Source organism: Comamonas resistens, assembly GCF_030064165.1.
Classification (GTDB): Bacteria; Pseudomonadota; Gammaproteobacteria; order Burkholderiales; family Burkholderiaceae_C; genus Comamonas; species Comamonas resistens.
This window is the reverse complement of record NZ_CP125947.1, coordinates 3,052,180-3,070,381: the sequence shown is the minus strand read 5'-3', so window position 1 is coordinate 3,070,381 and position 18,202 is coordinate 3,052,180. Positions and strand designations below refer to the sequence as shown.

Below are 18,202 nucleotides of genomic sequence, written 5' to 3'. Positions count from 1 at the left end.
ATGAGCCGCTCGCAACCTTGCCATTGTCCGGCAGCTGCCATGCAGGTGCCCTTGATCGCCAGCCTGGCTGGAGCAATCACAGAGACCGCAAACAATGCAGCAAAGCAGTGCATGGCGGGCGGGAGGCATCGCCGCGTCCGCAGCCACATGGTGGGTGGGTTTTGCCTTGGTGGTGGGCGTGATGGGGGCAGCGCTCATCAGCCCGCTCTATGCCTTGTACCAGCAGGCCTGGCAGTTGAAGGCCAGCGATATCTCGCTGATCTATGTGCTCTATATGTGCGGCGGCATGTGCGCCTTGCTGTTTCTGGGGCGATTGCCTGACCGCATAGGCTTTCAGCGGGTGATGCTGTGTTTTTTGCTGCTGACGCTGGCGGGCACGCTGATGTCCATGTTTGCCTGGAACCTGCCCAGCCTGATCGTCGGGCGCTTCGTGGTGGGGCTATCGTCCAGTCTCATCACCATCAGTGCGACCAGCGGATTGGCGGCACTGGCAGTGCACGGCTGCAGCAGGTTTTCCGTGCAGCGCGTGGCCATGGTGGCGAGTTTCCTGAACGTGCTGGGCTTTGGCCTGGGGCCGCTGGCCGGCGGTGTGGCGGGCCAGTGGCTGCCTCAGCCGCTGATGAGTGCCTATGTGCTGCCGCTATTGCTTGGCTGTGCCGGTGCCTGGGGAATGGCCATGCTCAAGCTGCCGCCCGTCATGCAGGAGGCAGAAGCAGGGGGCATGAGCAGGCGGTTGCAATGGCAGGACTGCAGGCCACGCCTGATCTGGCCCGCGCGCAGCGACTCTGCTGCATTTGTGCTGACCTGTGGCTATCCGTTTGTGGCCTTCGGGGTATTCGGCCTCTATGCATCCATGGCCCCGCTGTTTTTGCGGCAGATGATTCCCTGGCACGGACCTGTGGTCAGCGGCAGCGCGATTGCCATTATTTTGCTGCTCTCTGCGGGCGTGCAATTGCTGGCAGCGCGGCTGGCCGTGCATCGCTGTGGCGCGCTGGGCATGCTGCTGCTGGTGGCCAGCAACGCATTGCTGATACTCAACCTGCAAATGGCGTCGACGCAGCTATTTGTCCTGGGCGTGGGCCTGACGGCGCTGGGGCATGGCATGTGCATGCTGGCTGGAATGACCATGGTCGGGCGTATTGCCCGGCCCGACAACCGTGCGGGCCTGCTCTCCAGCTATCAGGCCATAGGGTTGCTGGGATCCATGCTGCCCATGATGGCGGTGGGCTGGATTGCCGATCATTGGGGCATAGATACCGCAGTCACGGTATTTGCCTGCTTTGTCATGCTGCTGGGCTCGGTGCTGGGCCTGGCTTTTTCACGTCATCCGCGCATGCGGGCGGCGCTTTGAGTGCTTGACTGCTGCTGCGCAAAAAATGGCTTTGCGCAGCATCGCAAGTTATCAAGTCCTACGGCCGCCGGGCTCAGCTCTGGTCAATATGGGAGACAAATCTCGACCTTTTGCCCAGGAGTGCCATGTCTGCCAACACCTTGCCCGAGGAAAGCCCGTCTCCTGCGCCTGAGGCGCCGCCGCTTATCCCCACCCAGAGCGGCACGCTGGAGCTGCATGACATCACCATCATCGACCGCAGCAAGCTCAAGAAGGCGATCTCGGCGGCGGCGCTGGGCAATGCCATGGAGTGGTTCGACTTTGGCGTCTATGGCTTTGTCGCCTTTGCCCTGGGCAAGGTGTTCTTCCCCGATGCCTCGCCCAGCGTGCAGATGATTGCGGCTCTGGGCACGTTTTCCGTGCCGTTTCTGGTGCGGCCCTTGGGTGGTTTGTTCTTTGGCGTGCTGGGCGACAGGTTCGGGCGGCAGAAAGTGCTGTCCATGACCATCATCCTGATGGCGGCCAGCACCTTCTGTATTGGCCTGATTCCTTCCTACGCCAGCATAGGCATTGCCGCGCCCATCTTGCTGTTGCTATGCAAGCTGGTGCAGGGCTTTTCGGTGGGGGGTGAATACACGGGGGCAGCCATTTTCGTGGCCGAATACTCGCCCGACCGCAAGCGTGGCTTTCTGGGCAGCTTTCTGGACTTCGGCTCCATTGCCGGTTTTGTGCTGGGTGCGGGCGTGGTGGTGTTGCTGCAAAGCCTGATGACGGAGGAGTCGTTTCTGAGCTGGGGCTGGCGCGTGCCCTTCTTCGCGGCAGGCCCCCTGGGCCTGATCGGCCTGTATCTGCGCCATGCGGCCGAAGAAACGCCGGCGTTTCAGCAGCAGCTCGACCAGATGGAGCAGGACGACCAGGACGACGTGGAAAACCGCCCGCGCATCTCTTTCAAGGAAATTGCCAAGCAGTACTGGCGGCCGCTGCTGGTGTGTATCGGTATGGTGCTGACGACCAACATCACCTACTACATGCTGCTGACTTATATGCCCAGCTATCTTTCGCACAATCTGCACTATTCGGAAGATCGCGGCGTGCTCATCATCATTGCGGTGATGATCGGCATGTTGTTTGTGCAGCCGGTGATCGGCCTGGCCAGCGACCGTTTCGGGCGCAAGCCGTTTGTGCTGTTTGGCTCCGTTGCGCTGCTGGTGTTGTCGATTCCCTGCTTTCACCTGATCGTCAGCGGCAAGATCGGTCTGATCTTTGTGGGCCTGTTTCTGCTGGCCATCGTGCTCAACTGCTTTACGGGCGTAATGGCATCCACCTTGCCAGCCTTGTTCCCCACACGCATTCGCTACAGCGCGCTGGCGGCCTCATTCAATATCGCCATCATCATTGCGGGCCTGACGCCCACGATCGCGGCGGCCCTGGTGGATTCGACAGGCAACCTCTATCTGCCGGCCTACTATCTGATGCTGGTGTCGCTGGTGGGCATTGCGACAGCCATCTTCATGAAGGAAACGGCCAACAAGCCGCTGCGCGGCGCCACGCCGCTGGCCTCCAGCAAGAAGGAGGCCAAGGAACTGCTGGTGCAGTCCTATGAGCGGCTGGAGCAGGGTGTAGAAGATCTGGACGCGGAAATTGCCAAGCTCAAGGAACAGATCGAAGCGCTGGAGCTGCGCAAGCAGCAGTACATCGACCTGCACCCGCACCTGGATTAGCGCTGGACTAGTGCATGGCCCGGCGCAGGGCTGCGCTGCCCCAGTCCACGGCGATGCTCAGTAAAAGCATGGCAATGATCACGGTGCTGGCCTGCGCGTAGTGGAACAGGGACAGCTCGAAATACAGCAACTGACCCAGGCCGCCCGCACCCACAAAACCCAGGATGGCGGCCATGCGGATATTCATTTCCCAACGGTACAGGGTATAGGCCAGCAGCTGTGGCGCAGCACCGGGAAGCGTGCCATAGCAGAACGCCAGCAGGCGGCTGCTGCCGGACAGGCGCAAGGCCTTGGCAGGCGCGGCGGGGGCATTTTGCAAAGCCTCGGCATAGAGGCGGCCCAGCACGCCCGTGGTGTGCAGAGCCAGGGCCAGTGCACCGGCAAACGGGCCCAGGCCCACGGCCAGCGCCGTGATGGTGGCCCAGACCAGCTCGGGCACCGAGCGCAGCACATTGAGCACCATATTCCACGGCGCACGCCAGCGCGGCAGGGCCAGCAGCAGGCCTGCCGCAGCGGCCAGCAGTGTGCCGATGATGGAAATCGCCAGCGTTTCCCACACGCCTTGCGCCACTTTCAGCAGCCAGGGCTGGCTGACATCGGGCGGGAAGAAGCCGCGCACAAAGTCTCCCATGGACTGGGCCGCATCCTGCGTGAACAGTGCCGGCAGATCCATGTCCAGCAGCCGCAGGCTGGCCCACAGGCCTGCGCAAGCAGCCAGCAGGAAGATGGCGGTGCGCCAGCCAAACGGCAGGGCGCGGGCGGCAGGCGCAGCGTCCAGCGCGCGGCGCAGCCACCAAGACAGTAGATCGGCTGCGGCTACCAGCAGCATGAAGGCCAGCAGAATGCTGGCCGCTTCGCCGCCGTTGAGCATTTTCATGGCCTGGTCCATGAGCTGGCCCAGCCCACCCGCGCCCACAAAGCCCATGACCACCGAGGCGCGAATCGCGCATTCCCAGCGGTAGACAGTGTACGAGGTCAGCTCCTTGGCCGCCTGCGGCAGCAGACCATAGAGCAGGGCTTGCAAGCGGGCAGCGCCGCTGGCACGCAGGGCACGGGCTGGCGCAGGGTCGGTGGATTCGAGGATTTCGGCATAGACCTTGGCCAGCATGCCGCCATAGGTCAGGCCCAGGGCCAACACACCGGCGGCGGGCCCCAGGCCGAACACGCGCACAAAGACCAGGGCCCAGACCAGTTCGGGAATGCCGCGCAGGATGGTGAGCACGCTGCGGGCGACGGGGTTGAGCGTGACCCGCTCGCGCGCCGCGCCCGTGGACAGATAGGCCATGGGCACGGCAATCACAAAGGCCAGCGCCATGCCGGCCGTGGCAATCGCCAGGGTCTCCAGCGCGGCCTGACCCAGATAACCGAGGAATTCACTGCCGGTTTCGGGCGGCAGAAAGTTGGCCAGAAACCCGCTTATGACCTTGAGATTGCCGGCATCGAAGAATGGCCGCAGCGAAAAGCCCGAGGTCTGCAGCATGGGCCACAACAGCACCAGCGCAAGCACCAGCCAGCCCAGGCGGGTGCGTGCCGCCGGGTCGCGCTGGCGTTGCGAGGCGGATGCTGACGCGCCTACCGGCATGTCATCACCTGGACGGGAGCGCTGGAAGAAGTGGCGTTTTCCACCTGGACTGCGTCGCTATGCAGCGTGGGCAGGGGCATGGGGCTGCCATCGGCATGGGCATAGAGCGCTTGCAGCTGCTCGGCCGCGACCTGCGCGGCGGGCAGATCAAACAGCACGCGGCCGCCGCGTATGCCGACAATGCGCGAGAAATGGGCCAGGGCCAGATCCACGGCATGCAGGCTGGCCACCAGCGTGGCATTGTGCGCGGCAGCTTCCTGCACCAGCAGTTGCACCGTGGCTTGTGAAAGCGCTGGATCCAGGGCAGAGACCGGTTCGTCGGCCAGAATCAATTCGGCCTGCTGGTAGAGCACACGGGCAATGCCCACGCGCTGCAACTGCCCGCCCGAGAGCTGGTCGCAGCGTGCAAACAGCTTGTCATCGAGCTGCACGCGGGCCAGGGCTTCGCGCGCGCCGGGAATGTCCTGCGGATAGGCCAGCGATGCCAGCGCCTTCCACAGCGGCCACTGGCCCAGCTTGCCGGCCAGCACGGCCGTGACCACGCGCTGGCGCAGCGGAATCGGGGCGGCCTGGTGCACGGTGCCGATGCGGCTGCGCAAAGCCTTGAGTTCGCGTGCGGCGGATTGCGCAGATGCGGCCTGGCCCAGCACCTGCATCTGGCCTGCCGTGGGCAGGTAGGCCGTGCCTATGGCGCTGAGCAGCGAAGTCTTGCCGGCGCCCGAGGGGCCGATGAGCGCAATGCTCTCGCCCTGTGCGGCGGACAGGCAGATATGGGACAGGGCAGTAAAGCCGTTGCTGTGGGTCAGGCCCACATCGTCCAGCATGAAGCTCATGAGACGAATACTCTGAAAACAATAGCTGCCAACGCTTTATACATAAGCGTTGGCAGTCAAAAAAGCTAAAGCTCTTACTTCAGCAGACCGGCAGACTTGGCGGCAGCTTCAATGCCGTCGTAGTTCTTGGAGTCGGTGGCGATGAACTTGGAGGCGCGCTGCAGGTCCATGATGGCCTTGTGCTCGGGCTTGCTGGGGTCCAGCGCCAGGAAGGCCGCGGTCAGCTTCTTGACGATGGCGGGGTCCAGGTCGCCGCGCACCGTCCAGTTGTAGTCAAAGTAGGTAGGGGTGGTGGCGAACACGCGCACCTTGCTGGTATCCACCTTCTTGGACTCGACCAGCTTGTCCCACACCGAGGTGTTGAGCACGCCGGCCTCGGCCTTGCCAGCGGCCACAAAGGCCACGGTGGCGTCATGCGCGCCCGAGTAGGCCACGGTCTTGAAGTCCTTCTCGGGGTTCAGGCCGTCCTGCTGCAGGAAGAAGCGCGGCATCAGGCTGCCCGAGGTGGAGGAGGGGGCGCCGAAGGCAAAGGTCTTTCCCTTGAGGTCGGCCAGCGTCTTGATGGCGGGGTCGGCCGTGATGAACTTGCTGGTGAAGACCGCGTCTTCGGCCCGCTGCACGATGGGGATGGCCGTGCCATGGGTGCGGATCTTGGCTTGCACATAGGTGAAGCCGCCTAGCCAGGCCATATCCAGCTTTTTGGTGGCCAGCGATTCGACCACGGCCGCGTAGTCGGAGACGGGGGTGAACACCACCTTCATGCCCGTGGCCTGCGAGAGGTATTCGCCCAGGGGCTTGAACTTGCGCTGCAGCTCGGTCGGCGCTTCGTCGGGGATGGCCGAGACGCGCAGCACGGCGGGAGTGTCGGCATGGGCCAGGGAAGCCAGGGAGGATGCGGCCAGGGCGGCAATAGCCATGCCGCGCAGCGCCTGGCGGCGGGCGAAAGAAGTGCTCATCGATATGCTCCGTTCAGTTTGCCACCGCCGTCCGGATACACGGCGGTTGATAGGCCGGGGGAAAGGCCCGGCGAAAATCAATCCAAAAGCGGTACACCGACCGCAGGGCGCGATTGTAGGGAGAAGTGATGGCAGATACCGGACAGGGGCGAAAAGGGCGGCGCTGCTGCAGCTTGGCGCAGTGGGCCCGCGCCGCATTGAACGGCCCTGCCTTTCCGCAATGATGCGGGAACCCTGAAAAGCATCGCGCAGGATGCGAAACCGAATGACACGGTGATTTGCAAATAGAGTGGTGGAGTGAAACCATGATCCCAGGGCTCTGATCTGTGTGCTTTGCACCACAGAGCTGGTGGCAAGGCTTGGCAAGCCGCCATGGCATTGCCTAAACTCGCGAACCTTGTTCCATCTGCTTCTGCAGCTCTCATTTTCGAGGTGCATCATGTCCCGCCGCATTCGTTTTTGCTAAACGACTTCGTTACACGCTGATCTTTTATGCGTGTGCGCTGCGGTGTGTGGATTTTCCTCCCTGTGAAGGGCGGTGTCTCTTTGCTCGGCGTCCCTGATCGGGGCCGTCCCCTGATTCCGAGCCCCTCCACTTTCTGAAACTCCGACCTGCCATTTGCTGCCTTTGGCTCGGTGGCTTGGTGTTTCGCCTTCGCATTCTCCCATTGCGGCGCTGCCGTTGTCGTTGATTTGTCTGCCACGCTTTTTTGCGCGTGGCTTATTCCCTCTTAGGAAAGCACAACATGACTTCACAACATTTATTCAATCTGGAGATTCTCAAATACCCGCGCACGCCGCATCTGCGCGGCTCGCGTCTGCAGGCCGGCGACCAGGGCGATGCCGTGCCCTATGAGGCACTGGCCGGACGCCATATCGTGGTCGAGGAAAAGCTCGATGGCGCCAATGCGGCGCTGAGCTTTGCTGCCGACGGCAGCTTGCTGCTGCAGTCGCGCGGCCACTATCTGCAAGCCGACCAGATGGGCGGGCGCGAGCGCCAGTTCAATGCCTACAAGCAATGGGCCAGGGCCCATGAAGGCGCGCTGATGGCGCTGCTGGACGACCGCTATGTCATGTATGGCGAGTGGCTGTATGCCAAACATTCGCTGTACTACGACGCGCTGCCGCACTGGTTCTGCGAGTTTGATGTCTGGGACCGTTCCGCGCAGCAGTTCCTCGATACCCCACGCCGCCATGCGCTGCTGGCCAATGTGCCCGTGGTTTCCGTGCCCGTGCTCTATAGCGGCGTTGCGCCCCGGCGGGTACAGGACCTGTTGGCGCTGCTGGCCCCGTCGCTGGCGCGCAGCGTGCAGTGGCGTGCGGTATTCGAGGATCAGGTCTTGCGGCAAAAGCTGGACCTGCCTCTGGCCTGGAAGCAGACCGATGGCTCGGACCTGGCCGAAGGCCTGTACATCAAGGTCGAAGAGGACGGCCAGACCGTGGCGCGCTACAAGTTTGTGCGTTCCGACTTTGTGCAGACGATTCTGGACTCGGGTTCGCACCACAGCGAGCGGCCCATTGTGGCCAACGGTCTGCGTGTCGGCATCGATATTTTTGCCGCTTCGATTCAAAAGAGCTGGTAAGGCTTGTCCATCAAGCGTTATCAGCTATCAAAACCATGGTTCACAAGGGCCGTGGAGAGGAGATTTATATGTGGAGCTGGAAACAGATTGCGGCCCTGGTGCCGCATCCCTCGCCGCATTCCACCTGTGATGCAGTGGACTGGGCCGCCTGCCTGGAAGCTTTCCCGCAACTGGAGCTGGCCAAGACCACGCCGCAGGACCCGATCTATCACGCAGAAGGTGATGTCTGGACTCATACGCAAATGGTCGTGGCCGCGCTGCTGCAGGACAGCGACTATGCGTTGCTCACGAATGAGGAGCGCGAAACGCTTTTCCTGTCTGCACTGCTCCATGATGTGGCCAAGTGCTCGACCACGCAGATAGGCGAGGGCGGGCGCATCTCGCAGCCCGGCCATTCACGTCGGGGGGCGCTGGATGCGCGGCTCATGCTCTGGGAGGCGGGGGCCCCCGTAGCCCAGCGCGAGGCGATCTGCCGCCTGATTGCCGTGCATCAGGTGCCGTTCTTTGCCTTTGCCGATTCGCGCCGCGGTGTCTCGCCCGAGTTCATCGTCCGCGAGCTGTCCTGGCAGGTCGATCTGCAGTTGCTGGTGCAGCTGGCGCGCGCCGATATTCGTGGCCGCATCTGCCCCGATGTGGGCAATGTGCTCGTGAATATCGAGCTGTTCAAAGAGCTGGCGCTGGAAGAGGGCTGTCTGCGCACGCCACGCAGCTTTGCTTCGGCAGAGACGGCCGTGCGCTATTTCCGCGGTGCCGAGCTGCACCCGGACTACGCCTTGCATGAAGAGCCGGGCTCGCACGTCATCGTGATGTGCGGTCTGCCAGCCTCGGGCAAGAACCGCTGGGTGGCGCAACACCATGGCGATCTGCCCGTGGTGTCGTTTGACGATGCGCGCACCGAGCTGGGCCTGCGCCATGGTGAAAACGAAGGCGCAGCGGCCCATCGAGCGGTGGACAAGGCCAAAAGCCTGCTGCGTGCCAAGGCGCCGTTTGTGTGGAATGCCACGCACCTGTCCAGACAGATGCGTGGCAAGTCCGTGGACCTGTGTCTGGCCTATGGCGCGCAGGTGGAGCTGGTGCATATGGAAGCCAGCAGGCCCACGCTGCTGGCCCGCAACAGCCAGCGCGACACCACGCTGAGCAATGCGACGCTGCTGGGCATGTTGCACAAATGGGAGGTGCCCCTGCCGACCGAGGCACATGGGCTGCAGCTGCTGGTCAATGAATAAGGCATCTGCCAACTGAAATGAAAAGGCCTGGAAAGCGATTTCCAGGCCTTTTTTTGATTTCTGCGCGGCAGGCAGGAAATGCCCGATCAGCTGCCTAAGCTCAGACCGCCGTTCTTCATGGCTGCCAGGGTTTCGGCCTTGACCTGTTCACGAGTGACAACAGTGGCTTGCTGTTTCTGGGGGCTGACATAGGTGAAGTCGTAGTTGGGCATGCTGCCGTTTTGCTGTGCGGCCTGCAGGTCGGCCACCACTTCGGCACGGGTCAGCGTGCTGGTGGCAGGGGCTTCGGGGGGCCAGCTTCCGTCTTCGAAATTCTGGCCAGCCTGGGCGGCAACAGCAGACAGGGCAACAACAGCAGCGAGGGCAAGGCGATTGGCGTTTTTCATGATCGTTACTCCAAATGGGATATCTGGGTCGCGATGTCCGCCGCGAAAACCGCTTTGTGGCGTCGAACCCATGAGCCGAACTTTAGGAGTGATCAGCACCCGTAAAAATACCCAATCGCACAATGCATTGTTGTTGAAATTGAAACAATGCAGACCTTTAGGCGGCCAGCACCCGTGCATAGTGCTTGGGATTGAAGCGCGTCACCAGCACCAGAACCAGGGCTGCCACCGTTGCCTGGTACAGCCAGCCGGAGGTCCAGCTGCCGCTGAGTTCGTGCAGCTGGGCCATGATCAGCGGCGCAAGCGCGGCCAGGATGAAACCGCCGCCCTGCATCAAGGAGCTTAAAGCGCCAGCCTGTGTGGGCGAAGGCAGGTGATCCAGCGCCACCAGCATGAACAGCGAAAAGCAGCCGCCCAGCCCCATGCCCAGCAGGATGGCGTTGAGTGTGGGCATGGCGTCGGGCCAGAGCGCAAGACCGGCAAAGCCGATGACCTGCATCAGCAAGGCCAGCACCATCCACAGGCGTCTATCGACATTGCGGCCTGCCAATGCGGGCATGGCCAGGGCCGATGCGGCCTGAGCGATGGACAGAATGGCCAGCAGCGAGCCGCTTTGCGTGGCCGTCCAGCCATGGGTTTGATAGAAGGGCGCCAGCCAGGCAACAGTGGAGCCATAGCCGCCGTTCATCAGGCCAAAGCTCAGCAGCAGCAGCCAGGTGCGACGGCGGCGAAACAGCCAGCCGGTGCTGTTGTCGCTGCCACTGCTGGCGGCCGGTGCGTGGGGCGTGGCGCTCATTGCCGGGGTCTTGGCGTGCATCAGGCTCAGTGCGCGCCAGGCCAGTGGCAAGGCCAGCAGTACCGGAATGGCCCAGATGGCCAGCGATGGTTGCCAGCCCAGGCCCCATTGCATGGCCAGCGGCGATATCTGGGCGCCCAGCGCGCCGCCGCCCATCAGGGCGGCAGAGTACAAGCCCATCATGAGCGCCACATTGTGGGGTGACTGGCGCTTGATCAGGCCCGGCATGGTGCCCTGTACCAGAGCCACGCCCGCACCGCAAAGACCGGCGGTGGCGATCAGCAGGCTGCCGGTGGCCGTGCCTGCAGGCACCATGCGCAAGGCGCAGCCCAGCGCAATCAGCAGCAGGGAGCCGCAGATGGAGGTGAGTGCGCCCAGGCGCAGCAGTGCAGAGGGCGCCAGCCAGCCGCCAATGCCCATCAGCGCCATGGGCAGCAGCGTGAGCCAGGAAAAACTGCGCAGATCCATGCCCGTGGCTTGCTGGATGGTATGCCCCAGCGGACCGGGGGCGGTCAGAAAAGGTCGCAGATTGATGGTGACCAGCACCACCACGCTCAGCCATAGCCAGGCCGGGACGCGTGTGCTTGAAGAAGATGTGGATGTCGTCATGGAAGGTCGCCGATCTGCACTGCGGTGCGTGCAGCTTCGGCTTTACTGGCTTGTTGTTATGGTTTTGAAGTGGAACGCGCGAAGCGCTCAATCCTGGGGCCAGGGGGTGCTGCCGTAGAGCTGATCGGCCGTGATGCCGGTGTCGATGCGGGTGATGGGCAGCGGCGCAGGTGTGAGCGACAGGCGAAGGCGCTGGTAAGTGCCTTCGCTGGACAGTCCATAGGGCTGTGCATCGTTGTTGTCGAAGGCAAAGAACACCTGTTCCGCGCCGTTCATGACCAGGGCCGCCAGACACATGGGGCAGGGGTGACCGCTGGCGTAGATGCTCAGCCCGGCCAGGCTGGGGTTGGCGCGCTTTTGCGTGCCGGCGCGAATGGCCTCCATTTCGGCATGGGTGCTGGGGTCATGGCTGGCGATGATGTTGTTGACGCCCGTGGCGATGACCTGATCGCCCTGTGCAAGCACGGCGCCAAAGGGGCGGCCGCCCTGCAGGCGGTTGGTGTGGGCCAGATCGACGGCCTGGCGCATCAGCTGCTGCTGATAATGGGGGGTGGAAGTCATGGCTATGAAAAGCAGAGCATCTGGCGCTTGATGGATAAGCGCTTAATGCATGTTTCGATGGAATTCGGGTGGTCGGTGCCCTGGCCCTTCAGGGTACACCCATAGGCCTGCCCCTCTCATGGCGTGGGGCGCAAAGCTTATTTGCTTCGATGGCTGGTATGGGCCAGGAGTTCCGACCAATGGCTGCAGGCACTCTCGACCTGCTGGCGTGCGGCGGGGCTGGCTGCCAGCATGCGTGCAAAGCCGTGGACCATGGCCGGGGCGCGCAGCAGCTGCAGCGGTGCGCCCAGGGCTTGGGCCTGGGCGGCAAAGGCCTCGGCCGCGTCGCGCAATATATCGTGGCTGGCCGTCATCAGCAGTGTGGGCGGCAACTGCGCAATCTGGGCATGGCAATGGCCTGGCCGCAGCCACTGCGCCGCCGGCCCCTGTGGCTGGCCCATGGCCTGCCAATAGTGCTGCATGGCCTCGGGCGTGAGCCCATGGCCGCTGGCAAAGCTGCGCATGCTGGCGTTGTCCTGCCCGGGCTGCAGCGGCGGGTAAAGCAGCAGCAGACCCGCAATCCGCGCCGCTTCTATATCGCTTGGCAGGGTCTGCAACTGCCGCACGGCTGCAGCCAAGGCCAGATGCGCCCCGGCGCTGTCGCCGCCCAGCAGTACCGATGATCGGGCAAATGGCAGCACACCCTGCAGGGTGGGCAGCCACTGCAAAACGGTCATCACATCGTCCAGAGCTGCGGGAAAGGGGTTTTCAGGCGTGCGGCGGTAGTGCACCGCAAGCACGGTATGGCCTGTGAACAGGGCCAGATGCTCGCACAGGTCGTCATGCGTGTTGAGATCGCCGACCATCCAGCCGCCGCCATGCAGCCAGACCAGGGTTTGCTGGCTGTTGATGCTTTTCTTTTGATAGCTGCGCAGGCATATCTCACGGCCGCTGGCGGCCACAAAATGATCGGCTTTGGTGATGCCGGGCAGCGGGGACCGGATCAGCTGCGCCTGCAGCTCGCCGAGCAGGCGACGGCGTTGGGTGTAGTCAAGCTGTGGGGTCCGGGTTTCGGCATCGAGCCGGGCAAAGCGCTGCAGCGTGCGTGCCAGGGCAGGGTCGATGGCAGTCATGGTGTCGCTAGGGTCACGGGGCTGAGTTGCTTCAGCGGGAGCAGGGGGCGGGAAATCCGGCGAGGTCATGCCGCCATCTTAGATAGGACGGCGCGACCCTGCCGCGCGCAGCCTGCGCCGACGATGGCAGGCCGGGCGCGTAAGGGCTTGCATTCCTGCAGCCAGAGCAATGCAGCCATGTCCTGGCTGCGCCGTATTGCTGGGGTATGATGGCCGCGCGCTCCGGGGTGCACGCAAGTGCTGAGATCTACACCCGAGAACTTGAACCGGGTTATTCCGGCGGAAGAAGAGCTTGCAACCCCATGACTGCCTTGGCTCAAGCATGGAAGGGAGGCTTCGGAGCAGATATCTCAGCTCTCGAAGGAATCCCATGGACAAGGCCGCTGCCCTGGTTGCAGACCTGCTTGGCTTTATTGCGCAGGATGATTGCACCGACGATCAGTTCAATGAATTGGCTTTGCGGCTGTTTGCCCACCAGTACGAAAACAATGCGCCGTTTCGCAGCTTCTGCCAGCGGCGCGGCGCCAGCCTGCGCAATGTGAAGTCGTGGCGCGACATTCCCGCCGTGCCCATAGACGCCTTCAAGGCCATGGAACTGCGCAGCGAGCCTGCATCGCCGAGCGAGCGCATTTTCATGACCAGCGGCACCACCGGCCGTGCTGCGCGCGGGCGGCATTTCCACCCGGCTCTCGATGTCTACGACCTGTCGATGAAGCGCTACTTCGCGCTGCGCTTCATGCAGGGTGCGGAACGCATGGACATGGGCATTCTGTTCCCCGATGAGCAGGCCATGCCCAATTCCTCGCTGGCGCACTATCTGGCGCTGGCCAGATCCGAATTCGGTACACCTGAAAGCCGCTATTACTTGACGCCCGAGGGGCTGGACATGCCCGGCCTGTGCGCTGCGCTGGAAGCCTCCGAGCGCAGCGGCCAGCCCTTTGCCCTGCTGGGCGCCAGCTTCAGCCTGGTCCATGTGATGGACGCGCTGCGTGAGCTGGGTCGCAGCTTTCGCCTGCCTGTCGGCAGCCGCATTCTGGATACCGGCGGCTACAAGGGGCAGTCGCGCGAATTGCCGCTGGAACAGTTCTATGCCGATCTGTCGGCACTGTTCGGCGTGCCGCGCACGCTGTGCATCAATATGTATGGCATGACCGAGCTGAGCACGCAGTTCTATGACAGCGGCAACGAGACGCTGCCCTCGGTCAAGTCGGGCCCGCACTGGATACGCTCGCGTCTGGTCGAACCCATCACCGGGCGCGATGTGCCTGCGGGCGAGCGCGGCATTCTGGTGCACTGCGATCTGGCCAACTACAACGCGGTCACCACCATCCTGACGGAAGACGTGGGCCTGTGGGCAGGGGCCGACGAGAGCAGCGGCTTTTTGCTGCTGGGCCGGGCCGAGGGTGCCGCCGCCAAGGGCTGCTCCCTGGCCGTGGACGAATTTGTGAAGGCCGCCAGCGCATGAGGCTGGAGCGCATACAAGCGGGCTATCTGCCGGGCCTCAAGGACGAGGATGTCCGGTGGCAGTCACTGCTTTTCGAACGGGACGATGTGCGGCTGGAAGTGTCCGTGCCGGTGCTCGGTGCGGAGCAGATGCAGGCACTGGCCCGGCATGTGCGCGCTGCGGCCGACCGGCATCTGCGCGCCATGCCCGTGACCGAGATCATCGACGCGATAGACCGGGCCATGGCCCGTTTGCTGGATCGCAACGACATCTATCGCCAGCAGGCCGAGGCCTGGCTGCCCGTGGTCAGCGGCTATGACGCGGACATGGTGCGCCTGGGCCTGACGGGCTTCTTCAAGACCTTTCGCGCGCTGCAGCTGAAGCGTTTTGTGGCCGAGGATTTTGCCAACCCTGGCGTGCTGGACGGGTTTCAGCCTGCGGCCAAGGGTGGGGCTGTGCGGGCCTATGGGCCTGAGCTGCTGGTGCATAGCTGGGCGGGCAATGTGCCCGCGCTGTCGCTGTGGAGCCTGGTCTGCGGCTTGCTGGTCAAGGCGCCCAGCATTGGCAAGCTGGCCAGTGCCGAGCCCTTGTTTGCCGGCTGGTTTGCACGCTTGCTGGCGGAAGTGCATCCACCGCTGGCCGATTGCCTGGCCGTGGTCTGGTGGAGCGGTGCAGGCGGTGAGGAGGCCGATGCGCTGTATGCCCAGGCTGATACGGTGCTGGCCTATGGCGGCAACCAGACGCTGGATGCGCTGCGCCAGCGCCTGCCGGTAACCACGCGCTTTCTGCCCCACGGCCACAAGCTGGGCTTTGGCATGGTGGCCAGGGAGGCTCTGGATACTCTCAAGGCGCCGGCCCTGGCTCGGCTTGCGGCCTGGGACATGATGCGCTACGACCAGCAAGGCTGCTATTCGCCCCATGTGTTCTACGTGGAGCGCGGCGCGGCCGTGCCGCCGCGCGCTTTTGCCGACTATCTGGCGGCCGAGCTGGCCAATCTGCAGCGGCGCTTTCCCCGCCGTGCGCTGGAGCTGGAAGAGGGCACTGCCGTGGCCCGCTGGCAGCAGGGCGTGGAATGGTCGGCCCAGCCGCATACCTTGATCGGGCCGGCGGATGCGGCCTGGAGCGTGGCCTATCACGAGGCGCAGGATGCTGACCTTCCGCCGCTGACGCCAACTGCTTTGTATCGCAGCATTGCGGTGATTGCCGTGGACAGTCTGGACGCCGCCGTCCCCATCGTGGCGCAGCAGCGCGACTTTTTGCAGACCGCAGGTGTGGCCGCGGGGCCCGAGACCTTGTACCGTCTGGCGGATCGGCTGGGCGCGGCGGGCGTGACCCGTATCGCTGCCATTGGCTCCATGAGCATGCCCGAAGCCGGGTGGCATCACGACGGGCGCTTCAACCTGCTGGATCTGGTGCGCATGACCGAGATCGAGCAATCGGCAGAACTGGCGGCGCAGCCGCTGGCGGCTTATGCGGACTGATATGGCGTTTCTTGCGATGGAGCAGCTCAGCTTCAGCTACCCAGGCCGTTCGCCCGTGGTGGATGAGGTGAGCTGGCAGGTGCAGGCTGGCGAAGTCCATTGCCTGCTGGGGCGCAGCGGCTGCGGCAAGACCACCTTGCTCAAGCTGGTGGCGGGACTGATCCGGCCTCAGCGGGGGCATATCGCACTGTATGACCGTGAGAGCGGTGGGGAGCTTGCCGCGCCCGGGCCGCAAGTGGGTTTCATGTTTCAGGCCCCGACCCTGCTGGAATGGAAGACGGCGTTGGCCAATGTGCTGCTGCCTGTGTCCCTGCAGCGCAAGCCCACGGCGCAGGACGAGCAGCGTGCGCGGCAATTGCTGGCGCAACTGGGGCTGGCAGCCTATGCGGGCCAGCATCCGCGTGAGCTGTCCGGCGGTCAGCAAAGCCGTGTGGCGCTGGCGCGGGCGCTGATGCTGGAGCCGCCGCTGTTGCTGCTGGACGAGCCTTTTGCCGCGCTTGACGCCATCACGCGAGCGGAGCTGCAGGACGATTTGCTGCGCACCTGCCGCGAGCGAGGCACCACTGTGCTGTTTGTCACCCATGACATCAACGAGGCGGTCTACCTCGGGGACCGTATCGCGCTCATGCATGGCGGCCGCATCGTGAACGCCTGGAAGATAGAACTGCCCGAGCCGCGCAGCCAGAGCCTGCGTCATGGTGCGCTCTTCAACGACTACTGCGCCCAGGTGCGAGCAGCTATGGACGAGGCGTGTTCATGAGTCTCAACCCCTGCAAAGCGCGGCTGGTATCCGGTGCGCTGCTATTGATTTTGCTGGCCCTGTGGGAGCTGGCGGTAAGGCAATGGGGTTTGTCTGCGCTGGTGCTGCCTGCGCCGTCCGCCGTGGCCGTGGCGCTGTGGAACGGCCTGGCATCGGGCTATTTCTGGCCGCATCTGCTGTCCACCTTGCAGGCCTTGTTGCTGGGCCTGGCCGCAGGCAGCGCCGTGGGTTTGCTGGCCGGCATGGTACTGGCCGAGTCGGCCTGGGCAGAACTGGTGCTCAAGCCCTATGTGGTGGTCAGCCAGGTCGTGCCCAAGCTGGCGCTGGCTCCGCTGTTTGTGCTGTGGTTCGGTTTCGGCATGTTGCCTACGGTGCTGATTACGGCGCTGATCTGTTTCTTCCCGCTGATGGAAAACACCTTGACCGGGCTGCGCCAGGTCGATGCCCAGCGCCTGCAGCTGTTTCACATGCTGGGTGCCACGCGGCTGCAGACCTTGCTGCGGCTGAAGCTGCCCATGGGCCTGCCGGCCATTCTGGCGGGCCTGCGCGTGGCGGCAGTGCTGGCGCTGGTGGGCGTGGTGGTGGCCGAGTTCATGGGCGCCAGCCAGGGCTTGGGCGCTGTCGTCATCGCCGCCCAGGGAATGATGGACACGACCTTGATGTTCGCCGCGTTGGTGTTGATCGCCGCGCTGGGCCTGCTCCTGTACCAGCTGTGTCTGCTGCTGGAGCGCCGCTTGCTGCGCGGCCATCTGGACAGCCACTTTTCTTCCTTTGATATCTCTTCTCGCAAGCACTGATATGTACCAAGAAAACATTGTCTCGACTCTTTCTCGCCGCAGCCTGTTGGGTGCCGGTGCAGGTATCGCGGGCCTGGCGCTGACCGGCATGAGCCATGCGGCTGCGCCCGTTCAGGGCAAGATACGGCTGGCGGGCTGGAGCAAGCCCATCAGCGAGATCACCAACATCCTGGCGGAGCCGGACAAGGGCTTCTTTAAAGCTCAGGGCGTGGAGCTGGCCTATCTGCCCGGTGCTGGCGGCGGGGATGCCATTCGCAATATGCTGGCCGGGCAGGCCGATGTGGCGTTTACCGACCCCGGCTCGTTCTTCATGGCGCTGGACAAGGGTGAAAAGCTGGTCGCGATTTACGACATCTACCCGCAGAACGTGTTCAATGTGGTCTCGCTCAAGTCGGCCGGCATTCACAAGCCCGCAGACCTCAAGGGCAAGAAGATCGGTGTCTACAGCCTGTCCAGCGGCACACGCCAGAACCTGTTGGTGATGCTGCACCAGGCCGGGCTCAAGGAGTCGGACGTGACCATCGTCGTCACCGGCCTGCTGAACTTTGCGCCGCTGATGCAGGGCCAGGTCGATGCCACGGCAGCCACCGACACCGGCCTGGCCGTGGGCCTGCGCAAGGGCATGGGCGATGTCAACGTCATGCAGGTGCGCGACACGCTCAATATCTCCAGCGATATGTTTGTGGTGCGCGAAGAGACGCTGCGCCAGAAAAAGGATTTGCTCAAGGCTTTCCTCAAGGGCTACCGCGACAGCGCGGCCTGGATGATGGCCCAGCCCGAAGAGGCGGCGCAGATTGCGAGCAGGCGCGCCATCGACGGTACCAATATGGACATCAACCGCGAAATCATTCAGCTGCGCAATGCTGCGTCACAACCTGCACAGGCCAAGGCCGGTCTGGGCCACTTTGATCTGGCCGCGCTGCAAAAGGGCGCAGACACTTACCGTGCGCTGGGCATGGTGCAGCGCCAGATCAAGGTGACCGAGGTGGTCGATACTTCGCTGCTGCCGGGTGCCTGAGATGGCG

Annotated in this window: 16 protein-coding genes; 9 read left to right on the top strand and 7 right to left on the bottom strand. The window is 63.6% G+C overall.

The window, feature by feature from the left end:
- The first annotated feature begins 94 nt into the window (after positions 1 to 94).
- Both QMY55_RS14330 and proP read left to right on the top strand, forming a co-directional pair.
- Entirely contained in the window at positions 95 to 1,351 is a 1,257-nt protein-coding gene (locus tag QMY55_RS14330; RefSeq protein ID WP_283484866.1) for an MFS transporter, read from the top strand.
- Positions 1,352 to 1,476: 125 nt separating this feature from the next.
- Complete coding sequence (gene proP / locus QMY55_RS14325; RefSeq protein ID WP_283484865.1) at positions 1,477 to 3,051, top strand: glycine betaine/L-proline transporter ProP; 1,575 nt, start codon at positions 1,477 to 1,479, stop codon at positions 3,049 to 3,051.
- Positions 3,052 to 3,058: 7 nt separating this feature from the next.
- Here proP and phnE read toward each other — a convergent pair whose 3' ends face one another.
- The 3 genes from phnE to QMY55_RS14310 all read right to left on the bottom strand — a co-directional run bounded on the left by phnE (position 3,059) and on the right by QMY55_RS14310 (position 6,422).
- Positions 3,059 to 4,633: a phosphonate ABC transporter, permease protein PhnE gene (gene phnE, locus QMY55_RS14320; RefSeq protein WP_283484864.1), complete on the bottom strand. Its 1,575-nt coding sequence runs from the start codon at positions 4,631 to 4,633 to the stop codon at positions 3,059 to 3,061.
- Positions 4,624 to 5,466, bottom strand: a complete 843-nt coding sequence (locus QMY55_RS14315) for a phosphonate ABC transporter ATP-binding protein (RefSeq protein ID WP_283484863.1) — start codon at positions 5,464 to 5,466, stop codon at positions 4,624 to 4,626. The genes phnE and QMY55_RS14315 overlap by 10 nt, the downstream gene beginning before the upstream one ends.
- A gap of 74 nt (positions 5,467 to 5,540) precedes the next feature.
- Positions 5,541 to 6,422 (bottom strand): putative selenate ABC transporter substrate-binding protein, encoded by an 882-nt coding sequence (locus QMY55_RS14310; protein ID WP_283484862.1) that lies wholly within the window; start codon positions 6,420 to 6,422, stop codon positions 5,541 to 5,543.
- Positions 6,423 to 7,168: 746 nt separating this feature from the next.
- Between QMY55_RS14310 and QMY55_RS14305 the strand changes: the two genes are divergently transcribed.
- A complete protein-coding gene (locus tag QMY55_RS14305; RefSeq protein WP_283484861.1) occupies positions 7,169 to 8,005 on the top strand; it encodes an RNA ligase family protein in 837 nt (278 codons plus the stop codon).
- A gap of 68 nt (positions 8,006 to 8,073) precedes the next feature.
- Positions 8,074 to 9,231 (top strand): AAA family ATPase, encoded by a 1,158-nt coding sequence (locus tag QMY55_RS14300; RefSeq protein WP_283484860.1) that lies wholly within the window; start codon positions 8,074 to 8,076, stop codon positions 9,229 to 9,231.
- An 86-nt stretch (positions 9,232 to 9,317) separates the two neighbouring features.
- On the opposite strand, the gene QMY55_RS14295 is transcribed toward QMY55_RS14300, so the two are convergent.
- The 4 genes from QMY55_RS14295 to QMY55_RS14280 all read right to left on the bottom strand — a co-directional run bounded on the left by QMY55_RS14295 (position 9,318) and on the right by QMY55_RS14280 (position 12,695).
- Entirely contained in the window at positions 9,318 to 9,617 is a 300-nt protein-coding gene (locus QMY55_RS14295) for a DUF4148 domain-containing protein (protein WP_283484859.1), read from the bottom strand.
- A 157-nt stretch (positions 9,618 to 9,774) separates the two neighbouring features.
- The gene (locus QMY55_RS14290; RefSeq protein ID WP_283484858.1) at positions 9,775 to 11,022 is read right to left on the bottom strand and encodes a cyanate transporter; all 1,248 of its coding nucleotides are present in this window, start codon (positions 11,020 to 11,022) and stop codon (positions 9,775 to 9,777) included.
- A gap of 87 nt (positions 11,023 to 11,109) precedes the next feature.
- A complete protein-coding gene (locus QMY55_RS14285) occupies positions 11,110 to 11,550 on the bottom strand; it encodes a nucleoside deaminase (protein WP_283488968.1) in 441 nt (146 codons plus the stop codon).
- Between the two features lie 170 nt (positions 11,551 to 11,720).
- Positions 11,721 to 12,695 (bottom strand): alpha/beta hydrolase fold domain-containing protein, encoded by a 975-nt coding sequence (locus QMY55_RS14280; RefSeq protein WP_283484857.1) that lies wholly within the window; start codon positions 12,693 to 12,695, stop codon positions 11,721 to 11,723.
- A gap of 370 nt (positions 12,696 to 13,065) precedes the next feature.
- On the opposite strand from QMY55_RS14280, the gene QMY55_RS14275 reads away from it, so the two are divergent.
- Genes QMY55_RS14275 through QMY55_RS14255 form a run of 5 tightly spaced genes read left to right on the top strand, consistent with a single transcriptional unit; the run spans position 13,066 to position 18,195 of the window.
- A complete protein-coding gene (locus tag QMY55_RS14275) occupies positions 13,066 to 14,160 on the top strand; it encodes a LuxE/PaaK family acyltransferase (protein WP_283484856.1) in 1,095 nt (364 codons plus the stop codon).
- Positions 14,157 to 15,620: an acyl-CoA reductase gene (locus QMY55_RS14270; RefSeq protein WP_283484855.1), complete on the top strand. Its 1,464-nt coding sequence runs from the start codon at positions 14,157 to 14,159 to the stop codon at positions 15,618 to 15,620. Before QMY55_RS14275 ends, QMY55_RS14270 begins: the two co-directional genes overlap by 4 nt.
- Before the next feature lies 1 nt (position 15,621).
- A complete protein-coding gene (locus QMY55_RS14265) occupies positions 15,622 to 16,380 on the top strand; it encodes an ABC transporter ATP-binding protein (RefSeq protein WP_283484854.1) in 759 nt (252 codons plus the stop codon).
- Entirely contained in the window at positions 16,377 to 17,177 is an 801-nt protein-coding gene (locus QMY55_RS14260) for an ABC transporter permease (RefSeq protein WP_283484853.1), read from the top strand. Before QMY55_RS14265 ends, QMY55_RS14260 begins: the two co-directional genes overlap by 4 nt.
- 1 nt (position 17,178) lies before the next feature.
- Positions 17,179 to 18,195: an ABC transporter substrate-binding protein gene (locus QMY55_RS14255; protein ID WP_283484852.1), complete on the top strand. Its 1,017-nt coding sequence runs from the start codon at positions 17,179 to 17,181 to the stop codon at positions 18,193 to 18,195.
- Positions 18,196 to 18,202 lie beyond the last annotated feature (7 nt).